The sequence below is a fragment of the Bradyrhizobium sp. USDA 4510 genome (genome assembly GCF_054059095.1).
In genome coordinates this window covers 1,123,809-1,140,632 of sequence record NZ_JBSSBT010000001.1, presented here as the reverse complement: position 1 = coordinate 1,140,632, position 16,824 = coordinate 1,123,809, and the positions used below count along the sequence as shown (strand labels likewise).

Here is a 16,824-nt window from a genome sequence, read left to right as displayed (position 1 = left end):
AACAATTCTGATAGCCGCCGGTGCTTGCTCAAACGAGTTGGGATTTCAAAGAACATTGAGGCGTATTGCCAGAACGATCGCTTGGATCCGGCTAGTGGCGCCAAGCTTTCGCATCGCATTCTTGATATGAAAATTGACTGTATTCTCGCTGATTTCCAGGATCATCCCGATTTCCCATGACGATTTTCCTTCCGCCACCCATCGCATGCAGCTGATCTCCCGCTGCGACAGTGCCACTTTTTTATCACCGCCATCGTTGCAGGGACGTGCGATCTCACCATACGCGGTGTGAAAGTGCCAGGCCAATGCATTGAGATGACCGATGCGATCCTGAGGATCAGCGTCGTCCGACGGAGATGCAAACGACACTACAGATACTCGGCCTAGCGGCCCAAACAACGGCACGCTCATGCCATGCTTCAGGCCCGCCTCTCTGGCTTCGTCCAGTACGCGTCTCTCGTCAGGTTGAAGTCGATAGTGGTCGGCCAGTTGATCCCATAAAAACGGCCTAGAAAGCATTGGCGTCCGCCGGACCACCGGATCGATGGTGTGGTACTTGCGTTTGAAGTACCGGTCGCACCAGTCTGACGGCCATTTCACGGCCACGGTCGGGGGTGGATACTCCGCCAGGCGAAGGGGCTCGACGAAGTTGAGGGCGCCGTAGGCAACTTCACTGAAGCCCTCCTCCGTGGCGCAGCTGACAAGTAGCTCGAATAGCGCTCTGAGCGAATGCGTCTGTTTTGCGCATTCAGTAAAGCTAAACAGGTCCATAGCGGGCGGCTCAGGACGACTATCCCGGTCGGTGTCGCGGCTTCCAATTGCGCTTGTTTCAGGTAGAGCCAAGTTCAATTCCATGCCCTGAATTCCTGGGTTTGCTCTTTGTAAAGTCTGGAGCGCATGCTGCCGAAGGAGTCATCCCGAATTCGATGCCCTACACCAACTGCGATGACGTGATCGTCCCCCGCCAAACAGCTAAGGTGCGGCCTATCCTTCGTTCGAGGCCGAACTGCACGACGCTCACCGTAGCGTTCACCTCATTCAATATGATCTACCCGGCTCGCAGGCGACGCGCTGCCGAGATTGAAGATCGCGGCGGGGACGGCCATGTTGATGGTCTGCGTTCGCGAGGCACAATTGACCTACTGATGCCGCCAGGGACGGAAAGTAAGAGCTCTGGTTTGGCGGGCGTGCGCGCGCTACGGCTTGAAGTCGGTCAGGCGGCTCTCCTAACGATTCAGTCGGCGGTACGAGCCACCCAGGCCGGCCCGCTGCGACATCAGCATAGATCCGATTCGATTGTGCAAGAGCGATGTCCAGCTCAAGTGAGGCTTCGCTGCCGCTTGAGCGCGAGCTCGGGCAGACCCTAGATGCTGAACTTCGCGAGCCAGGTGAGCTAGAGCACGCAACCCCGCTCGCGGGTGCTCGCTTCGACCTGCGTGGCGTCCCCGTCGATGCACTGCTCGCCGACGCAGAAGACAACGGCATCATTTTTCCTCCCCGTCTTGCGAGTCGGCATCGCTTTTCCTTGGCTGGTCCTTCGCCTGTCCACAACGTCGAGGGTTCGGGCGATGAGCAACACGCAGCAGCCGTCGCAAAAGGAAATTTGCTAGCATCAGCCGACGGCCTCTGAGAGGCTTGGTCGCGTAGGGTCGGCGCGAATAGATCGAAGGGACAAATAGCAACCGCGTCAGGGGCGCAACGGGAGATACGCGAAGCCACAAGAGCTGCTTGACGCAGCGGACACTTTGCATGCGCATCTCCAAAGGCGGGAGAGGACCTGGTGTGGGACCAGCAAGTGCCATACCAACATTTGGTTTTCAGAAACCGGCCGCGGAATCAATGACTTGAAAGAGTGGGCAGCTCTCCTTATCGCGCATTGAAGCAATCATGACATCGGGAGGACATCCGACAGACCATTTGCGCGAGCCCCGGCACCAGTTGACCTCATCAAGGAAAATATAGCTCGCACGGCAGCCGCTCCGAGACGCTCTTGGCTTCAACCCGTCAATACGCTCAGCCCAGCGTCAACATTCTGGTGGAAAACACGGCGAGTGGCCGATCAGAGATGACGAAAAAGCAGGTCAGATGACGACCTGGCAGGTGCAGCGGCTCGGAATGCAACGGTTGACGTCAAGAACGACCGAGAGCATAGCCCGTCCGACGAGGCCTTGTCCGTCGACCGGAAACTACCAAGGTCTCGCGCTACCCAGTCAACTACAAGGCTTAACGATTGATTGAGACGATCGCCACATGGCAATCGTGACTGGCTATAGGTCCGGTCGCGCGCACTCCAACTAAAACTCGGTTGCAAAGCAAACGTCCCGACAGGAAAAACAATTGCGCCTCGCCCTGGCGGGGCTGTCGCAACCAAGGCGAAGAGCTTCGCCGAGAATCGGTGAGATGTTTTCTCTGCTTCTGGCGATCATCTCACTGCTCTATACGACCGTTGGTCAGGCGGGGGGTACTGCATTCCTGGCGCTGATGGCTTTTGCTGGTCTGCCATCGACAGAGATGCGCCCAACGGCGCTTGGTCTCAACATTGTGGTCGCGACATATTCTACGTGGGTTTTCAACCGCAACAAAGTAGTTGACTGGATAATGCTGCGTCCGCTTCTGCTTTCATCGATGCCAACGGCGCTTGTCGGGGGTCTCGTGGTGCTCGGGGAACACATTTACAAGACGCTGACCGGGTTTGTCCTTCTTCTGGCAGGCGTCGTGATGATCGTTCGGCACGGACGCACCGCCGAACGCGGTTGCGAAACTCGGCTCTGGGGAACCTTGAGCATTGGAGCAGTCATCGGCCTCGTTTCCGGGCTGACAGGCGTAGGCGGCGGAGCGTTTCTCGCCCCGACGCTCATCGCACTGAATTGGGCATCACCTAAGCAGACCGCCGCGCTGTCGCCGCCTTTTATCCTGGCTAACTCCGCTCTCGGCTTCGCCGGAGTTCTTTTCACCGGCCAATTTCCGGCGCCGGATTTCGGGCTTTATGCAATCGCCGTACTGGCGGGTGCCGCGGCAGGAACAGTTATCGGCCTGAAATGGATGAGCCAGACAACCGTAAGGTTCATCCTCGTGGCGGTTCTGCTCATCGCCGGCATCCAATTGGTGCGCGCTTGAAACTCTCACGTCTTAGTTTTCACACCGGTCAGGTCGAGATTCAACTGATGCAATTGCGCGGCTCTCTCGAAGAATCGATAGCCGCTAAAGCGATCGCAAAAAACAAACGAAATGAAAGTGCAGAAGCACAGCGCAAATATGTAGGACGTTGTCCAGGTGTGAGGAAGCCAGCCGGGCTCTCCTTCGCGGTCGCCGGCGCGCGAAACCGGGTTGTGGAGAGCCGCTTGTACTCGGCGACGGGACGCCTCCGAACCAAGGCGCCCCGACGCACTTGCCGGGCTTGGAAGTGCGCCGGGCCCGCCCCAACATCATCAGTACATCCGTGACGATGCTCGCGGCAATGAGACAACCAGCGTGGCGGAATTGAGGCCCATCCATTCTTTTGACGTGGCGTCTAAAATGGTTTCATGCGCGGCTCCAAAGGACTTGAATCTCACGTAGCGTCAAGTTCTATGATCTCGCACTTGTCGGCGCCATCCAACAGCAACTTACTGTCCATGGCATCGCCAGCCGGACGCATCCTGCTCGCGGCATTTCATCCGAGAGGTGCCCCCTCGCGGGGAAGAGGAGCGACAAGCCGCTCGGCCCATCGAGTGAACTGAATGGTCCCTGCGAAGTTCCTGCGCGCAGGTTGGTCGAACTAGCGGCTATCGGCCATGTGCTTGTGAGAAGTTCATCCTTCGCACGAGCATCCAAACGTGGATGTCTCTCACGCCAACCTCGGTCCCTGATAAGTTGGCAATGATATCGAGAACGTGATCGAGATGTCGCGACCAAGTTTGAGCAAGTTGACATAACGCAAAGACACAGCAGAGCGCATGGTTCAGCTTCAGGTCTGTATGAGCACGGGAACGAAGCCTTGCAGACCGCACTCCTGAACAAGTATTGCGATGCTCGCCTGCCTTGGTACACAGTCTACCCAACTGTACCGGATTTCTCCACGACCATCGGCGCCGAGACTTGTGAGACTTGGTTGAGACGGCTGCCGCCGGATGAACCCGTATCGCTCTATCTCCATGTCCCTTTCTGCCAATCGATCTGCTGGTACTGCGGCTTTCCCACGAGCCTTATTCGCAGCGAGCGGCCAATTCGCAATTATTTGGCGGCGCTACGGGAGGAGATTCGTTTGGTTGCAGACCAACTGCCGCGCGCCCTGCCCGTCCGCGACGTGCATTTCGGCGGCGGAACACCGACCAGCATTGCGCCAGTCGATTTTCTAGCTCTGATAGAACTCCTACGTCGCTATTTTGCCTTCAGTAAGTCGGCTGCCATCGCCATCGAAATCGACCCGCGCGCGTTCACGACAGAGATGGCGGAAGCCTTGGGGGCGGCCGGCGTGAACCGCGCGAGCATCGGCGTGCAAAGCTTTGACCCCGTGGTCCAAAAGGCGGTCAATCGGCTCCAAAGCGAGGCCCAGGCGGCTTCTGCAGTCGAAAGCCTTCGCCAGCATGGAATAAGCCGCATCAACTTCGACCTGCTCTTCGGACTGCCGCATCAGACGGTGCAGTCCTGCGTGGACTCGGCGAGGACGGCTGCGGCCATGCGGCCCGACCGGCTCGCGGTTTTCGGCTACGCCCACGTTCCCTCCTATATGAAACGTCAGCGCCAGATCAATGAGGCGGCGCTGCCTGACAATATTGCTCGAGCCGAGCAAGCCGCGGCCGTGGCAGATACGCTGGTCTCCGCCGGCTACCACCAAATCGGGCTCGACCATTTCGCCTTGCCAGACGACGAGCTAGTGCTGGCCCAGAAAGCTGGTCGGCTGCGCCGCAACTCGTTGGGCTATTCGGCCGATACCTGTAAAACTGTGATCGGCTTTGGTCCGTCAGCCATCGGGCGTCTCCGTGACGGCTACGTCCAGAACGAGGTCGTGACTGCTTCCTATAACCAGCACATCAGAGCAGGTCGTCTGGCTATGTCGAAAGGATACTGTCTCACTGAGGAAGATCGGCTGCGGGCTGCAATCATCGAGCGCTTGATGTGCGATTTGCAGGCCGACGTGCCGGCACTGTGTGCAGCCCACGGATTTGATCCGATCGCTTTTCTTGATTCAGCTGATCGCTTGGAAATGCTCACTGAGGACGGGATAGTGGAGATCCAGGACGGTTTCATCCGCGTCAAGCAGGAGCACCGTTTTGTCATCCGCGCTGTGGCTGCCGCATTCGATGCTCATCTCGACCGCACACCCTATTAGCAAAGCCAAGGGATGTGAGCAGATCCAAAGCGTGGCGCTCCTCGCGAACGAGTGACCGGAAGAAGCGCTGCAGGCAGACGCTTAAAGGGAAGATTTAAATTCGGTTCAAATACCGAGAGATGCGGATCGAAATAAAGGGAATCTGCTGACTAATCGAACTCTCGACAGGTACTTGGCGCCGCCACGGCAGCTGGTGGAAACTTTAAGATCCGCGTCTAAGGCATCTTTGCCCTGGCTCGGAGATATTGAGAAAACTTGGTCGCACGCCGACTAATGCGGCACCGTTTCTTTGTTGCTAGTCGTGCCCGCGGGAAGATCAGCCGCTCGCGCCTCCAAAGTCCGCAGGCGCGAACAATGCGATTAGTTTACGATACCAATCGTCGGATAAAATATTGACAAATCCGACATTTTGTATCACAATACTAGCATGCTATCCTTCCCTAAGACCCAGCAGGATCGCGCCATAACCCTACTGAAGAAGCAGGGGATGCTTCGCCTTTCTGAATTTAAGAAGGCGGGCATTACGGCGGCAACCGTATCCCGAATGAAGGAGAAGGGACTCGTCCTTCAGCTCAGCAGGGGACTGTACCAGCTTCCAGACGCCTCGTTCGACACCCATCATGTCCTGGCTGAGGCCGCCAAGCTCGTCCCAAGAGGCGTTATCTGCCTCACCTCTGCGCTGGCGTTTCACGGACTGACTGATACGATTCCATCGCTCGTTTGGATGGCCATCGGCTCAAAGGATCGGCTGCCGCGAACCGATACCCCGACCATCCAATTTGTGCGTTTCGGAGAGAAGGTTCTGACCTCTGGCATTACAGAGCACAAGATCGAAGGCGTACGGGTACGCGTCTACATTCCTGCCAAAACAGTAGTCGACCTATTTCGTTATCGCCGGAGCGCCGGAAAGCGGTATCGAAAGAGTCCCGGCCTCAATCTCGCGCTCGAGGGCCTCAGAGAAGCCCTGCGACAGCGCCAAGCGACCCCTGCCGAGATCGCCCGGTACGCAAATGAAGCTGGTACCTGGAAGGTCGTTCAGCCGTATCTTGAGGCTATGACGACCAATGCCTAAGAAGCCAACACCTCTGATCAAGAACATGGGCGCGTCGGTTCGGACGCGGTTGCTCAACCGCGCGTCGGTTCGGACGCGGTTGCTCAACCTCTCAAAGGAGCGTCGTCAGCCATTCGATCTGCTGCTCAACAATTACGTTCTCGAGCGACTCCTTTATCGCCTGAGTCAAACCAAGCACTGCGACCGTTTCATTCTGAAAGGAGAGATGCTGCTTACGAAGTGGTTCGAAGATCCGCTACGCCCGACAAGAGACCTGGACTTTCTGGCCACTGGCAAAGACGATCAAGAGGATATGGTCCGCATCTTCCAGGAGATCTGCATGGTCTCCCTTAATGATGGCGTTGTCTTTGAATCGAACAGCGTAAAGGTCCACCGTATCCGTGAAGAAACCGAATGCGGCGGGCTGCGCATTACAGCCAACGCTACGATCGAAACCGCCAAAATTCGGATCGTGATTGATATCGCCTTTGGCGACTCCGTTGAGCCGGGTCTTCAGGAAATGGATCTGCCCGTTCTCTTGGACTTCCGGGCGCCACATCTCCGGGCCTACGCCCGCGAAACGGTTATCGCCGAGAACTTTCAGGCGATGGTTATGTTGCGTCGCGCCAATAGCCGCATGAAAGACTTGTATGACGTCTTGGTTTTATCGCGCAACTTCGAATTCAAGAACGACAAACTCCCACGAGCCATCACCGCGACATTCGCTCGACGGAAGACTGAAATTCCTCCAAGTGCTCCGGATGCGCTGACAACTGCGTTTGCGGAAGACCCAACGAAAATTCAGCAGCGGAATTCATTCGTTGAAGACGTTGCTTTTCGACCCGGCACGCTCGCTGACGTGGTCAAGGACCTATCCGCATTCCTGATGCCTCACGCGTCGGCGGCACGCTCGCTCGGTAAGACAGGATTAGCGTGACTGGGCAGCCCACCGCCGCCAAACGTGGCTGGCTCCGCGCAGCAACTCGAGGCAATCGCGTCGGCTGGACTGGCGGGACCGAATTTCATGCCGCTTCTTCTTTTTCTTTGGGGGGCAAGCGCAGCTGCGCGGTGATCTCGGCCATGATTGCGACCGCGATCTCCGACGAGCGGCTGCGCGCGCAGGGCGCCAGGGACAGCGAGCGTCAAGGCTCGCCCGTCTTCTGTCCAGCGATCACTGGCGCACCTCCGACGGAAACAGGCCCCTGTGGTTTGGACCTCTCGACGTGCTTCTTGGCCGGACTCGAAGCAGCTTGTGCCGGCGACGAAGAAATAACGGAGGGATCGGAAGCGACAGGTGCTGGAATCTGCAAGGATTCAATCCGCGAAGTCAGCACCGTGATGCGATCTAAGATCCCTTTAAGATCCTTCCGCTGAGCATCGATGAGGCGACTGAGTTCCGCAATATCCTCGCTCGCCTTCTGCTGCGCCCAACGTATCTCGGTCAGGGATGTCCTGTCCTCCGGTGATAGGCCCGCCGCCGAATCGGCGAACCCGGCTGGCGGCGTCTCGACAACCCTTGCGAGGCTCCCTCCAAAATGGGCTGCTGCTGAACACAAGCCGACGAGGACAACCAGAAACATCAAACCCCAGCGAATGCGTTTTGACGTGCCGTATAATAGCGGCCGCAAATCGGAAGCGGCCGCCTGATCAATCATCTCCATTGTCCCCTACCCGACTATCCCCGTTTCGACAGGCTTGTTTCCTTGACGCGAGAGATGGCTGAAGTCACGACTCCCAGCAAAGCGCGGCCGCCGACAACGTCATTCTTCGCAAACTCGCTGCTCCGATGAAGCGGCTCATCTTGTCCCAGGCAAAGCGAACAGATGATGCGGGTTCCTGCATCATAGGGCCAGCGGTAAGAAATAGTCCTCCTCTTCACGGTTATGGTGCAGCATTTTCGCATCATTCAAGAGAACCTTGCAGGTTTTCTTACCCTGCCGGCCGTTGATGTGAACCGACGCTATTTCCCTTCAAAGTCTGCCTCTCGCCTTTCCGTGCTGCCGAGACCGGCAACTTCATGGCCGACCGCTGCTCAAGGCGCACCAACCGGCGCCCAAGCTACCTCGCCATTGGAGCGGGAAGCATTGGACATGGCCAACTACCAATTCTGGCAGGTTGATGGAGACGACGGACAGATGGCAAGCGTGGCCCACCAACGCCGTGCGTCACAGGTCTAGGAACTCGGAATGCATCCCAAATTTTCCGCGCCGACGGAGCGGGCGGACTCACCAACAGTTTGCCCACGGCCACGAAAGTAGCCCGAAACCGGATCCCTCCGATCTCCAGGGCTCAATCATGGACGTTGAGACAAGATTTTCGCGGGCACAGATTAGAGGTGACCTCGCCGGGATTACGAACCTCCTGCCCGTACGGCGTCGTGCCGCGCCTCAGAGGCCAGCGCTTCGACGCCGCTCTGGCCATTGAGGCCGGCTTTCAATCTGTTCATGGCTCGCAAGAGAGGACACGAAGTACACTGTGGGTGATTGCTTTATTGCGGTGACGACGCCTCAAACATCTTCGGCTACGGCCGCACTTGCCTGCAGCTTGCGATCAAGCGAGACGCAGCGGCGCCTTACCGCCGCACTTTCGCTCGCGGCTTGTCTGGTTGGCATGCCTGTCTTGGCACAAACTGCCGACGAGCGTGATGCCAAAAACAACGCTGCGGCACAAGTTGCCAGGAGGAAAGCGCCGACAGCCCACGACATGGCCACAAAGCTCCGGGTCGGCACGGTCAATGAGCCAGTTCAACTTCGTGCCTCCGCGCTGGCATCAGCTCCCAACCTGCCTCTCATCAAGCGCGACAGCTCCGATCGAAGCGCCCAGACACGAACGCAAAAAAGGATCGATCCCTTCGCACGCTTCGATACTTTCCGAGAAAAAGGGATCTGGCTCAACATACCCGGCCCTGCCGACACGGTTGATCAGGACAAGAGCGGCGTTAGATCCGCGCTGGCAGACGTTGGCATCGGCTATATCGGCTGGACGCATAACATCTTTGCAAATAACCAGCTGCCGAATGCGGCGAGAACCAGCATCGCGAACCAGCTCTACATGGGGCAGAATCCGACGTTTGCTACGGCGAACTTCCTGATCGTCACCTATGATCTCAGCCGGCTTGGCATTCCCGATGGCCAGATTGTCGTGGGTGCCGAGCAGCAATACTGGACATGGAAGCGCCCGGGGCCGGATCGAGTGGGATTGAATACACTCGCATATTATCAAACCTTCCTCGACAGGAAGTTCGAACTCAAACTTGGCTATCTCCGAAATGCGAATGAGTTCACCGGCACGTTGTTCGCAGGCATTTCAGGATCAAATATGTTTGCCTTATTCCAAGCAGGAATGAGCACCAACGCCGCACCGACTCCCGCCGTCAACCTGAAGTACAATCTTGATGATCACCTGTACAACAAAGTCTCCATGCAGCGCTCCATCAGTCCAGACGGTTCTTATGCCGAGATAACAGAGAATCCGAGCGGCCTGAACTGGAGCACGGCCAACACAGGTATTCTTTTCGTTGATGAACTTGGCTACAAGAGCAAGGCCGCTCCCGGCGTACCTGACACGTGGCTGCGGGCGGGCGTTGGTTTCAACAGCGGCCATTACAAGAATTTAGCAGATCCGGATCAACAAAGGCAGAGCGGGAATAACTTTCATTACATCGCCGCTGACCGGCAGCTCTGGCAGAGTGACGTTGAGGGGACGCCATCTCGCGGCATCTATGGCGGATTCTCGATCATGGGAGCTCCGCCTGATCTCAATAGGATCAGCCGGTATTACGAGCTTCGTCTTTATGCGAAGGGGCCTTTTGATAGCCGACCTACTGATCTGATTAGTCTCGTCGCGAGCAACACCGCCTGGAGCAAGGTTGCAGTGGATGCGGCCTTGGCGAAAGGACAGCTTGCGCATCGCGATACAACTGCAATTACAGGAACATACATCGCGCATCTCGCTCCAGGGATATATGCAACCCTTGGACTGTCATACATCCATAATCCGACAAGCATCACACATACGGCCCAAACGGAGCACGCGTTAGATCTGTTGGTGTCTACGCTGATATTCTTCTAGTTCGTCGAGGAAGCCATTAATTCGGCGCACAACCTGATTCGTCAAAATTACGCGCCGTTTCTGTCACCGCACCGGCTGGAGGTCGCAAGGAGCGACCCGAAGGTCGGCTCTCCAACGACTAAAGAGCATCGTGACCAGATGTCGGCTAGCTTTGCTTGCGCGCGGCCTGACCCGCGAGGGCGCGGGATGAAGTTCCTAGAATGAACTGAGACAGACAGGGAATGTCGCGCGCTGACCGGCGCACCACTAGCGAGACGAGAATAATCGCTCCGCCAAGAAGTCCCGCCTCAGCCAACTTGGTTGTGAGATCTGACGGTTCTGCGTACTGCATCGAATCCATGAGACGAAATACCGTCCCCTGAATCAAGTACAGCACTAGTGGCTCTGCACAGTGATTTTGACGGGTTGCGTCTGGCGGTCAGAGTAGCTCCGGCAGGTGTTTTGGATCAACGAGGACCTCGATACTGCGAGGGGTCCTTGGCTGCCGTCTGATGAGGCCCTCCCGTTCCAGCGTCAGCACCATCTGGTGAACCGAGGGCGGGCTAACGCGGAAGTATTCCCGCATGTCGGTTTCGGCCGGGGGTCTGCGGTGCAGGCGCGTGTAGAGGTGGATGAAGGCCAGGTACTGCCCCTGTGTGGGCGTGAAGGGTTTTGCCGAAGGACTCACGCCGGCCATCCGATTCAGTTGTTGGTGCGTGCCTCGAACACGGAGGCATGCCATGAATGTACGCTATCGGGTCGACCTCAGCCAAATCGAGCGCACGGAACTCAAGGCGCTGCTCAGCGGCGGCAAGCATGCGTCCCGTAAGCTCAAGCGCGCGCAGATTTTGCTGGCTGCCGACACCGGCGGCAGCGATGAGGAGATCGCGCGGAGCGTCGGCGTGGGCGGCTCGACCGTGTACCGGACCAAGCGCCGCTTCGTGGAAGGCAATCTGGAGCGGGCGCTGAGCGATGAGCCGCGGCCCGGAGCGGAGCGCAAACTCACGGTCAAGGAAGAAGCCTTGTTGGTGGCGACGGCCTGCGCCAGTCCGCCAGAAGGCCGGGCCCGCTGGACGCTTGAGCTGCTGGCAGGTGCGATGGTCAAGCTCACCGAACACAAGAGCCTGTCGCATGAGACGGTTCGGCGGCGCCTGGCCGAAAATGGCCTCAAGCCCTGGCGCAGGGACATGTGGTGCATTCCGCAGATCGACGGCGAATACGTCGCCCGTATGGAGGACGTGCTCGACCTCTACGCCGAGGCGCCAGATCCCAAGCGGCCGGTGGTGTGCTTCGACGAAAGCCCGGTGCAGCTCATCGGCGAGGCGCGTCAACCGATTCCGGCCGAGCCCGGCCAGCTCGAACGTTACGATTACGAGTACCGTCGCAACGGCACGGTCAATCTCTTCGTATTCCTCGACGTGCATCGTCCCTGGCGCAAGGTCAAAGTCACTGAGCGGCGCGCGGCTGAAGACTATGCCTCCTGCATGCGCGACCTCGTCGACATCCATTATCCCGACGCCGAGATCATCCGGGTCGTCCAGGATAATTTATCGACCCACTCCGCCGGCGCCCTGTATCAGGCCTTCCCGCCCGCCGAAGCCAGGCGGATTTTGCGACGGCTCGAGTTCCACTACACGCCCAAGCACGCAAGCTGGCTCAACATGGTCGAGATCGAGATCGGCGTCCTGCGGGGCCAGTGCCTCAATCGCAGAATCGACGCCCCCAAGCGGTTGCGCCGCGAAATCGCCGCTTGGGAACGGAAGCGAAATGCCGCCCGCTCTCGCATCAAATGGATGTTCACAACAGACAAGGCCCGCACCAAAATGGGCCGCGCCTATCCCGCGCCTTCCAAAGAGTCATAATCACTGTGCAGAGCCACTAGGTGGTGTGGACTCTAAGGATTCCCTTTTAGGCGCAAATCAGATTCAAGGCTGCTTTTGGGGAGGCCGCCTTGGGTGTGATGGACCGCTTGGTATTGAGCGACGCGACATGGGAGCGGATGGCGCCGTTGATCATCGGCCGGCCTGACCAGAAGGGTTCGACCGGACGGGACAACCGGATGTTTGTGGAGGGCGTACTTTGGATCGTGCGCACTGGCTCTCCCTGGCGTGATCTTCCGGAGGTGTTTGGAGACTGGAACAGCGTGTTTCGGCGCTTCAGTCGATGGAGCATCAAGGGGGTCTGGTGGCGCATATTCGAAGCGATGTCCGGTGATCCGGACTTCGAGTATCTGATCGTCGACTCCACCATCGTCCGGGCGCACCAGCACGCCGCTGGGGCGAAAAAAGGGGGTCTGAAGATCAGGCGATCGGTCGCTCGCGCGGTGGCCTGAGCACCAAGATACATATGGCCGTTCGCGGCCTGGGATGTCCCGTACGGTTCAAGCTCACCGCAGGTCAGAAGAGCGACGTACCGCAAGCCGCCGAATTGATCGAGGGATTACCTGCCCAGGTCGTCATGGCGGATACGGCTTATGACGCCGATCACTTGCGCCAGGCGATCGCTGCCAAAGGCGCGCTCGCCGTCATCCCCAACAACCCGTCACGTGCGCTCAAATATCCGCTGGACAAGCATCTCTATGCCCAGCGTCATCTCGTCGAATGCTGCTTCTCAAAACTCAAGCAGTTCCGCCGCGTCGCAACCCGCTTCGAAAAGACCGCCCGAAATTACCTGGCCGTCGTTACTCTCGCAGCCATCGTCTTATGGATGCGATAAATGTCCACACCACCTAGTGTGCTCTGTCCTATTTCCACGGCGATAAAGCGGACCACTGGGTTTGAGCGGCCAAATCTCCCGCATTGGAGGAAAAACTCAATCATGAGCGCCGAAGCCTCTGCAGAGCCGAAAAACATCAGAAGCACATTCTTCGCCGACTGCATATCTTGGACCAGGGCGAGATTGTTGTAGACGTAAGTGTCTTTGCGCCAAGCTAGAAAACATACCAGCGCCACTATGGACAGAGTCACGGTCCAGAGCAGCCTGTAAGATCGCGTTGCTCGCCCACCAGTCTCTCGATTGCGCAGCTGAGAAGCCCAGGCAGAAGAACGGGTAAGTGTACTTTATGAGATGAAATATGGAGAATGTCAGAGGCGCAAGCACGACCAGTACGACTGATACGAATAGGGTCAAGGGCGAGCAACGATCGAAGATCGAAAGAATTTTTACGAGAAGAAAACAAACGAACGCTGCCCAGATAAACCAGTATGCGCCGGCGACATCATTTAGAAACAGCAGAATCTCGCCTGTTGCGTCAGGTGCGCCGGGAAGCACGGCAACCTTTGCTATCTCCGGAGAGCGTACCAAAACAGCATGGGCAGCAAGAGCTGCGTCGCCCGATCGCCGACGGATTGCGTCAACGACTTTCGCAACAGAGCGCGGCAAGAGAGGTATCCACTTATCGCCATAAAGAGAGGCATGTGGAACATGTAGATCCATTTGAAGCATAGCGAATCCCAGAAGCCTTCACCTCGGTAAAGGATGTATTGGATCAGGTGACCGACGATCACCAACACGATCAGCACTCCCTTGGCGAAATCCAAGGCAAGATCGCGATCGTTTTCCTCTGGCGTGCCAGGCACAGCCGATCGGGTTACATTTAGCGATGCATGAATCATTGGCCGCTGCGGCTTTGCTCCAGGGAGTTCGATCCAAGCGATGGTCGTGGAGGCAATTGCCAACTGGAGGCTGCGCTCGGATAGCTGGCTGATTGCAACGTACTGCAAGGACCCTTAATTGCGGCAAACGCCCGGCCCGAGCATGAAGGATGTCAACGTCTCTCAGAGAAGTTCGGCTTGGCCATCGCGGATAGGCTGTCGGCAAACTCGTATTGTTGGCGAGCTCCCCCACATTCTTTTTGCGATTGCGATCGTCTGCGCTCCGCGCTGTGGGCGTCGAGCACGAATAGGTTCGAACTGTTGCGCTTATTGAGCGACTGATTGATTGGCGGGCGATTTGTGAAAGCCTGAGAGATGGAGCACAAAATCCACCGAGCTTGATTGATTCTGAAAGGGGCGGCTGGACTGCTCCGGCCATGCCCCTTCCCTACTTCCAATGATAGGCCGTGCTGTTGAACGCGCGCGCAGAGCCCGCCCGGGCCTGAGATTTGCAGCCGACCTACGTCCCTCAGCCAAGCTCAGGATGAATGCGAACGCGCCGGCGCCCCTCGCTTTCGACCAACTCGCCCCGGTAAGGCACGCCGCGGATGTCGAAATAGGTCGGGCGTCCGGCCTCCGGCATGATGCGCTGGCCCTCGAGGACGCGCACAAGGTAGGGCGGAAGGAACCGTTCGCGATGCTCCCATCCGCCGCGGATCAGATACCCAAGGTCCACCGCACCTTCACGAGGCTGACTGGCTCCGACCATCTGCGGGGGCTGATGGAGCAGCTCGGATGGCCCGGGTTGGTTTAGCTGGCTTGCGCGCGGGTGATGGATCAGGCGGACATCCCGGCGCCCTCCTGGTCCGAACGTGGCCGAGTAGCGCTCATCGTTGATCATAAACTGACTTGGCCCGAACTGGTTTGGCAGCAGATTGATGTTGCCCAGGACGTCAACCAAGACGTCTTCAGCCGCCTGGGAGCCGTGGCGCCAGTCCGGCCCAACGATGGCCCCAATGTCCCGCAGTCCCTGCACGGCCCCCGAGGGTCCAGCGAACAAGGGCGTTCCGCCAAATTCGGGTGCCGGCACTGAACGTGCATCGTCACGCAAGTCATGCGGTGTAGGCGGATCCAGATCAATCAGGGGATTGAGACCGCTGTAGATGTTTGACGACCGAGGCCTGACGGACGACGGTGACCCACCTTCTTGCATATGTTGCCCGAGCCAATCCCAAGCGCCTTGGCTCAAGCTGGCTGGAGTTGCAGGAAGCCCGAGCGGTAGATCCGGCTGTGGAGCCCAGCGAGGCGCCGATGAGGCTGGTCCGTGGGCCTGCTCGCTCGTCCAATCCCACGCAGCACCGCTGGGGGAGGCTGGCATTAAGGGACGCTGCTGCGAGGGACCGGCCTGCGAAATGTGGTACGGCGCTGGCAGTGATGAGCTCGGTCCGTGGATCTGCTCGCCGAGCCAATCCCAAGCTCCCGCGCTCGGCGTGGCAGGCGTCGCCGGCAGTTCCTGCGGCAAGTGCGCGTGTGCAGCGCCTTCGCCAGCAGGCTGCCCACCGTCCTCAGGATCCAATCCGAGCGCCCTGTTCGCCTCAAGGATTTGCTGGTAGCGCCCAAGCCTGAGCAAATCGGGGTTGATTTTACTGTCCTGGGTTTCTTGCTTGTACGCCTCGACGTCCTGTGCGAGCTCTGGGGTGAAGAGCCGGTCAGCCATCGCGGGCCTGTGGTGCGATCGCAGCCAGTCACTCAGCCTCGAAAGGCGACGCGCCTGACGATCGGCTGTCTCCGGCTCGACCCTGCCTGTCGCCCTTTCCGCTGCGGCCCACATGCGGATGAGTGTTGCGTCCGCAGGATAAGGTTCCAGACGGCGGATGTCGGCGAACAAGGTGTTTCCGGCACCGACCTCCCGGAGCTTTTTCAAGGCCGCCTTGATGCGCCTGCCGCGGTCATTTGCATACGTCTCCACATCTGCATCAAGCTCAGCTTCCAGCTGATAGTTTTCCACCTCCGGATTTTCCAGTTGCGCGTTTTCCAATTCGCGGCGAATTCGATCGGCTATCGATGGCCTGCCGTTCGCACTCAGGCGCGCGCTCAAATGGCGCAGATCGGCTGCCGCATTCTTGATGGTGCCATCGCTCAGGTTGCCGGCCGCTCTGTTTCTGAAATCCGTTATGAGCGTCTCGTCCGCCGCAGGGACTGGCCCTCCGCGAGCCCGGCCCGGCTGCCTGGCATGATCCACTCGAAATTTCGTTGAGAAGACCTCAGGCTGCGTCTCCTTACGCGACGACTTTTCGCTGCTGCTCCCCCCGAGGGCTTTGCCCACTCCCGACTTGAAGCGCGACCATAGTCCGCGGCTTTTGCCACTCTTGGCCTGAACCGCGGACTCCGAATCCGGCATAGAGCAGCGCGCACTGCTGAACAGATCATCCTGCAGACTGAACTGCGGCAGTTGCGCCGAGGCTCCGAGTTGAATACGGGGAATGTCGACGATGCGGCGAGTCCCGCCGAGCACGCTGTCCCTAAGAGCGGCATGCGGTGGTATCCGCATCGAGCCGCCGAAATCGTCCCGCCGGACCGCCCGACCGCCTCTCGCAGGAGCCCGATCTTGTGAAGCTGAGGGTACATAGCTCGCGTCAGATGAATCGAGCTGCAAATCCGCCATCTGCCGCTCAAAGTTGCCTTGCTGGCCTGCGTTGCCCCTTCGTTGCCCTGCCCGCTCCTGTTGGGCGGCGTACTGCTCCATCCAGGCTCCTGAATCGAAGAATGGGTCGACTGGATCCATCCTGCTTTCCTTCCAATGGTAGAGGTCCTGCACA

Annotated in this window: 11 protein-coding genes and 3 pseudogenes; 7 read left to right on the top strand and 7 right to left on the bottom strand. The window is 58.3% G+C overall.

Annotation, left to right across the window (positions count from 1 at the left end):
• Nucleotides 1-45: 45 nt before the first annotated feature.
• Nucleotides 46-771 (bottom strand): helix-turn-helix transcriptional regulator, encoded by a 726-nt coding sequence (locus ACVMDN_RS05155; RefSeq protein WP_069280042.1) that lies wholly within the window; start codon nt 769-771, stop codon nt 46-48.
• Nucleotides 772-2,400: 1,629 nt separating this feature from the next.
• Here ACVMDN_RS05155 and ACVMDN_RS05150 point away from each other — a divergent pair.
• The 4 genes from ACVMDN_RS05150 to ACVMDN_RS05135 all read left to right on the top strand — a co-directional run bounded on the left by ACVMDN_RS05150 (nt 2,401) and on the right by ACVMDN_RS05135 (nt 7,299).
• Complete coding sequence (locus ACVMDN_RS05150) at nt 2,401-3,117, top strand: sulfite exporter TauE/SafE family protein (RefSeq protein ID WP_253603415.1); 717 nt, start codon at nt 2,401-2,403, stop codon at nt 3,115-3,117.
• 859 nt (nt 3,118-3,976) lie between these two features.
• On the top strand, nt 3,977-5,311 hold the full coding sequence (gene hemN, locus ACVMDN_RS05145) for an oxygen-independent coproporphyrinogen III oxidase (protein WP_069280026.1): 1,335 nt from the start codon (nt 3,977-3,979) through the stop codon (nt 5,309-5,311).
• 427 nt (nt 5,312-5,738) lie between these two features.
• Nucleotides 5,739-6,383: a type IV toxin-antitoxin system AbiEi family antitoxin domain-containing protein gene (locus tag ACVMDN_RS05140; protein WP_069280027.1), complete on the top strand. Its 645-nt coding sequence runs from the start codon at nt 5,739-5,741 to the stop codon at nt 6,381-6,383.
• 25 nt (nt 6,384-6,408) lie between these two features.
• Nucleotides 6,409-7,299, top strand: a complete 891-nt coding sequence (locus tag ACVMDN_RS05135; protein ID WP_420866014.1) for a nucleotidyl transferase AbiEii/AbiGii toxin family protein — start codon at nt 6,409-6,411, stop codon at nt 7,297-7,299.
• An 85-nt stretch (nt 7,300-7,384) separates the two neighbouring features.
• Here the strand turns inward: ACVMDN_RS05135 and ACVMDN_RS05130 are convergent.
• Nucleotides 7,385-7,465: pseudogene (locus ACVMDN_RS05130) on the bottom strand (XdhC family protein); the annotation flags it as partial.
• Nucleotides 7,466-7,504: 39 nt separating this feature from the next.
• Nucleotides 7,505-8,017 carry a hypothetical protein gene (locus ACVMDN_RS05125; protein WP_253587763.1) on the bottom strand — a complete coding sequence of 171 codons (513 nt, stop codon included), beginning with the start codon at nt 8,015-8,017 and terminating at the stop codon, nt 7,505-7,507.
• Nucleotides 8,018-8,837: 820 nt separating this feature from the next.
• On the opposite strand from ACVMDN_RS05125, the gene ACVMDN_RS05120 reads away from it, so the two are divergent.
• Nucleotides 8,838-10,433 (top strand): carbohydrate porin, encoded by a 1,596-nt coding sequence (locus tag ACVMDN_RS05120; RefSeq protein ID WP_245314082.1) that lies wholly within the window; start codon nt 8,838-8,840, stop codon nt 10,431-10,433.
• Between the two features lie 145 nt (nt 10,434-10,578).
• On the opposite strand, the pseudogene ACVMDN_RS05115 reads toward ACVMDN_RS05120, so the two are convergent.
• Both ACVMDN_RS05115 and ACVMDN_RS05110 read right to left on the bottom strand, forming a co-directional pair.
• Nucleotides 10,579-10,812: pseudogene (locus tag ACVMDN_RS05115) on the bottom strand (nodulation factor fucose acetyltransferase NolL); the annotation flags it as partial.
• 39 nt (nt 10,813-10,851) lie between these two features.
• Nucleotides 10,852-11,109, bottom strand: coding sequence for a LexA family protein (locus ACVMDN_RS05110; RefSeq protein ID WP_253587780.1), 258 nt, complete (start codon nt 11,107-11,109; stop codon nt 10,852-10,854).
• Nucleotides 11,110-11,152: 43 nt separating this feature from the next.
• Here ACVMDN_RS05110 and ACVMDN_RS05105 point away from each other — a divergent pair, with 43 nt between their 5' ends.
• Both ACVMDN_RS05105 and ACVMDN_RS05100 read left to right on the top strand, forming a co-directional pair.
• Entirely contained in the window at nt 11,153-12,274 is a 1,122-nt protein-coding gene (locus tag ACVMDN_RS05105; RefSeq protein ID WP_069280104.1) for an IS630 family transposase, read from the top strand.
• An 89-nt stretch (nt 12,275-12,363) separates the two neighbouring features.
• Nucleotides 12,364-13,127, top strand: a protein-coding gene (locus ACVMDN_RS05100) for an IS5 family transposase (RefSeq protein ID WP_139481326.1) whose coding sequence is annotated in 2 segments (ribosomal slippage) — nt 12,364-12,699 and nt 12,702-13,127 — 762 coding nt in all. Because the reading frame shifts where the segments join, the coding sequence is not laid out codon by codon here.
• A 14-nt stretch (nt 13,128-13,141) separates the two neighbouring features.
• On the opposite strand, the pseudogene nolL reads toward ACVMDN_RS05100, so the two are convergent.
• A pseudogene (nolL, locus tag ACVMDN_RS05095) lies at nt 13,142-14,026 on the bottom strand (nodulation factor fucose acetyltransferase NolL); the annotation flags it as partial.
• A 508-nt stretch (nt 14,027-14,534) separates the two neighbouring features.
• Complete coding sequence (locus ACVMDN_RS05090; RefSeq protein ID WP_456835519.1) at nt 14,535-16,790, bottom strand: hypothetical protein; 2,256 nt, start codon at nt 16,788-16,790, stop codon at nt 14,535-14,537.
• Between the last annotated feature and the right edge of the window lie 34 nt (nt 16,791-16,824).

Excerpts from the sequence above, each read along its gene's own strand:
- ACVMDN_RS05155 (WP_069280042.1), bottom strand. The coding sequence starts at position 771 with ATGGACCTGTTTAGCTTTACTGAATGCGCAAAACAGACGCATTCGCTC.
- ACVMDN_RS05105 (WP_069280104.1), top strand. The coding sequence starts at position 11,153 with ATGAATGTACGCTATCGGGTCGACCTCAGCCAAATCGAGCGCACGGAA.
- ACVMDN_RS05140 (WP_069280027.1), top strand. The coding sequence starts at position 5,739 with ATGCTATCCTTCCCTAAGACCCAGCAGGATCGCGCCATAACCCTACTG.
- ACVMDN_RS05135 (WP_420866014.1), top strand. The coding sequence starts at position 6,409 with ATGGGCGCGTCGGTTCGGACGCGGTTGCTCAACCGCGCGTCGGTTCGG.
- ACVMDN_RS05125 (WP_253587763.1), bottom strand. The coding sequence starts at position 8,017 with ATGATTGATCAGGCGGCCGCTTCCGATTTGCGGCCGCTATTATACGGC.
- ACVMDN_RS05110 (WP_253587780.1), bottom strand. The coding sequence starts at position 11,109 with ATGGCCGGCGTGAGTCCTTCGGCAAAACCCTTCACGCCCACACAGGGG.
- ACVMDN_RS05090 (WP_456835519.1), bottom strand. The coding sequence starts at position 16,790 with ATGGATCCAGTCGACCCATTCTTCGATTCAGGAGCCTGGATGGAGCAG.
- ACVMDN_RS05150 (WP_253603415.1), top strand. The coding sequence starts at position 2,401 with ATGTTTTCTCTGCTTCTGGCGATCATCTCACTGCTCTATACGACCGTT.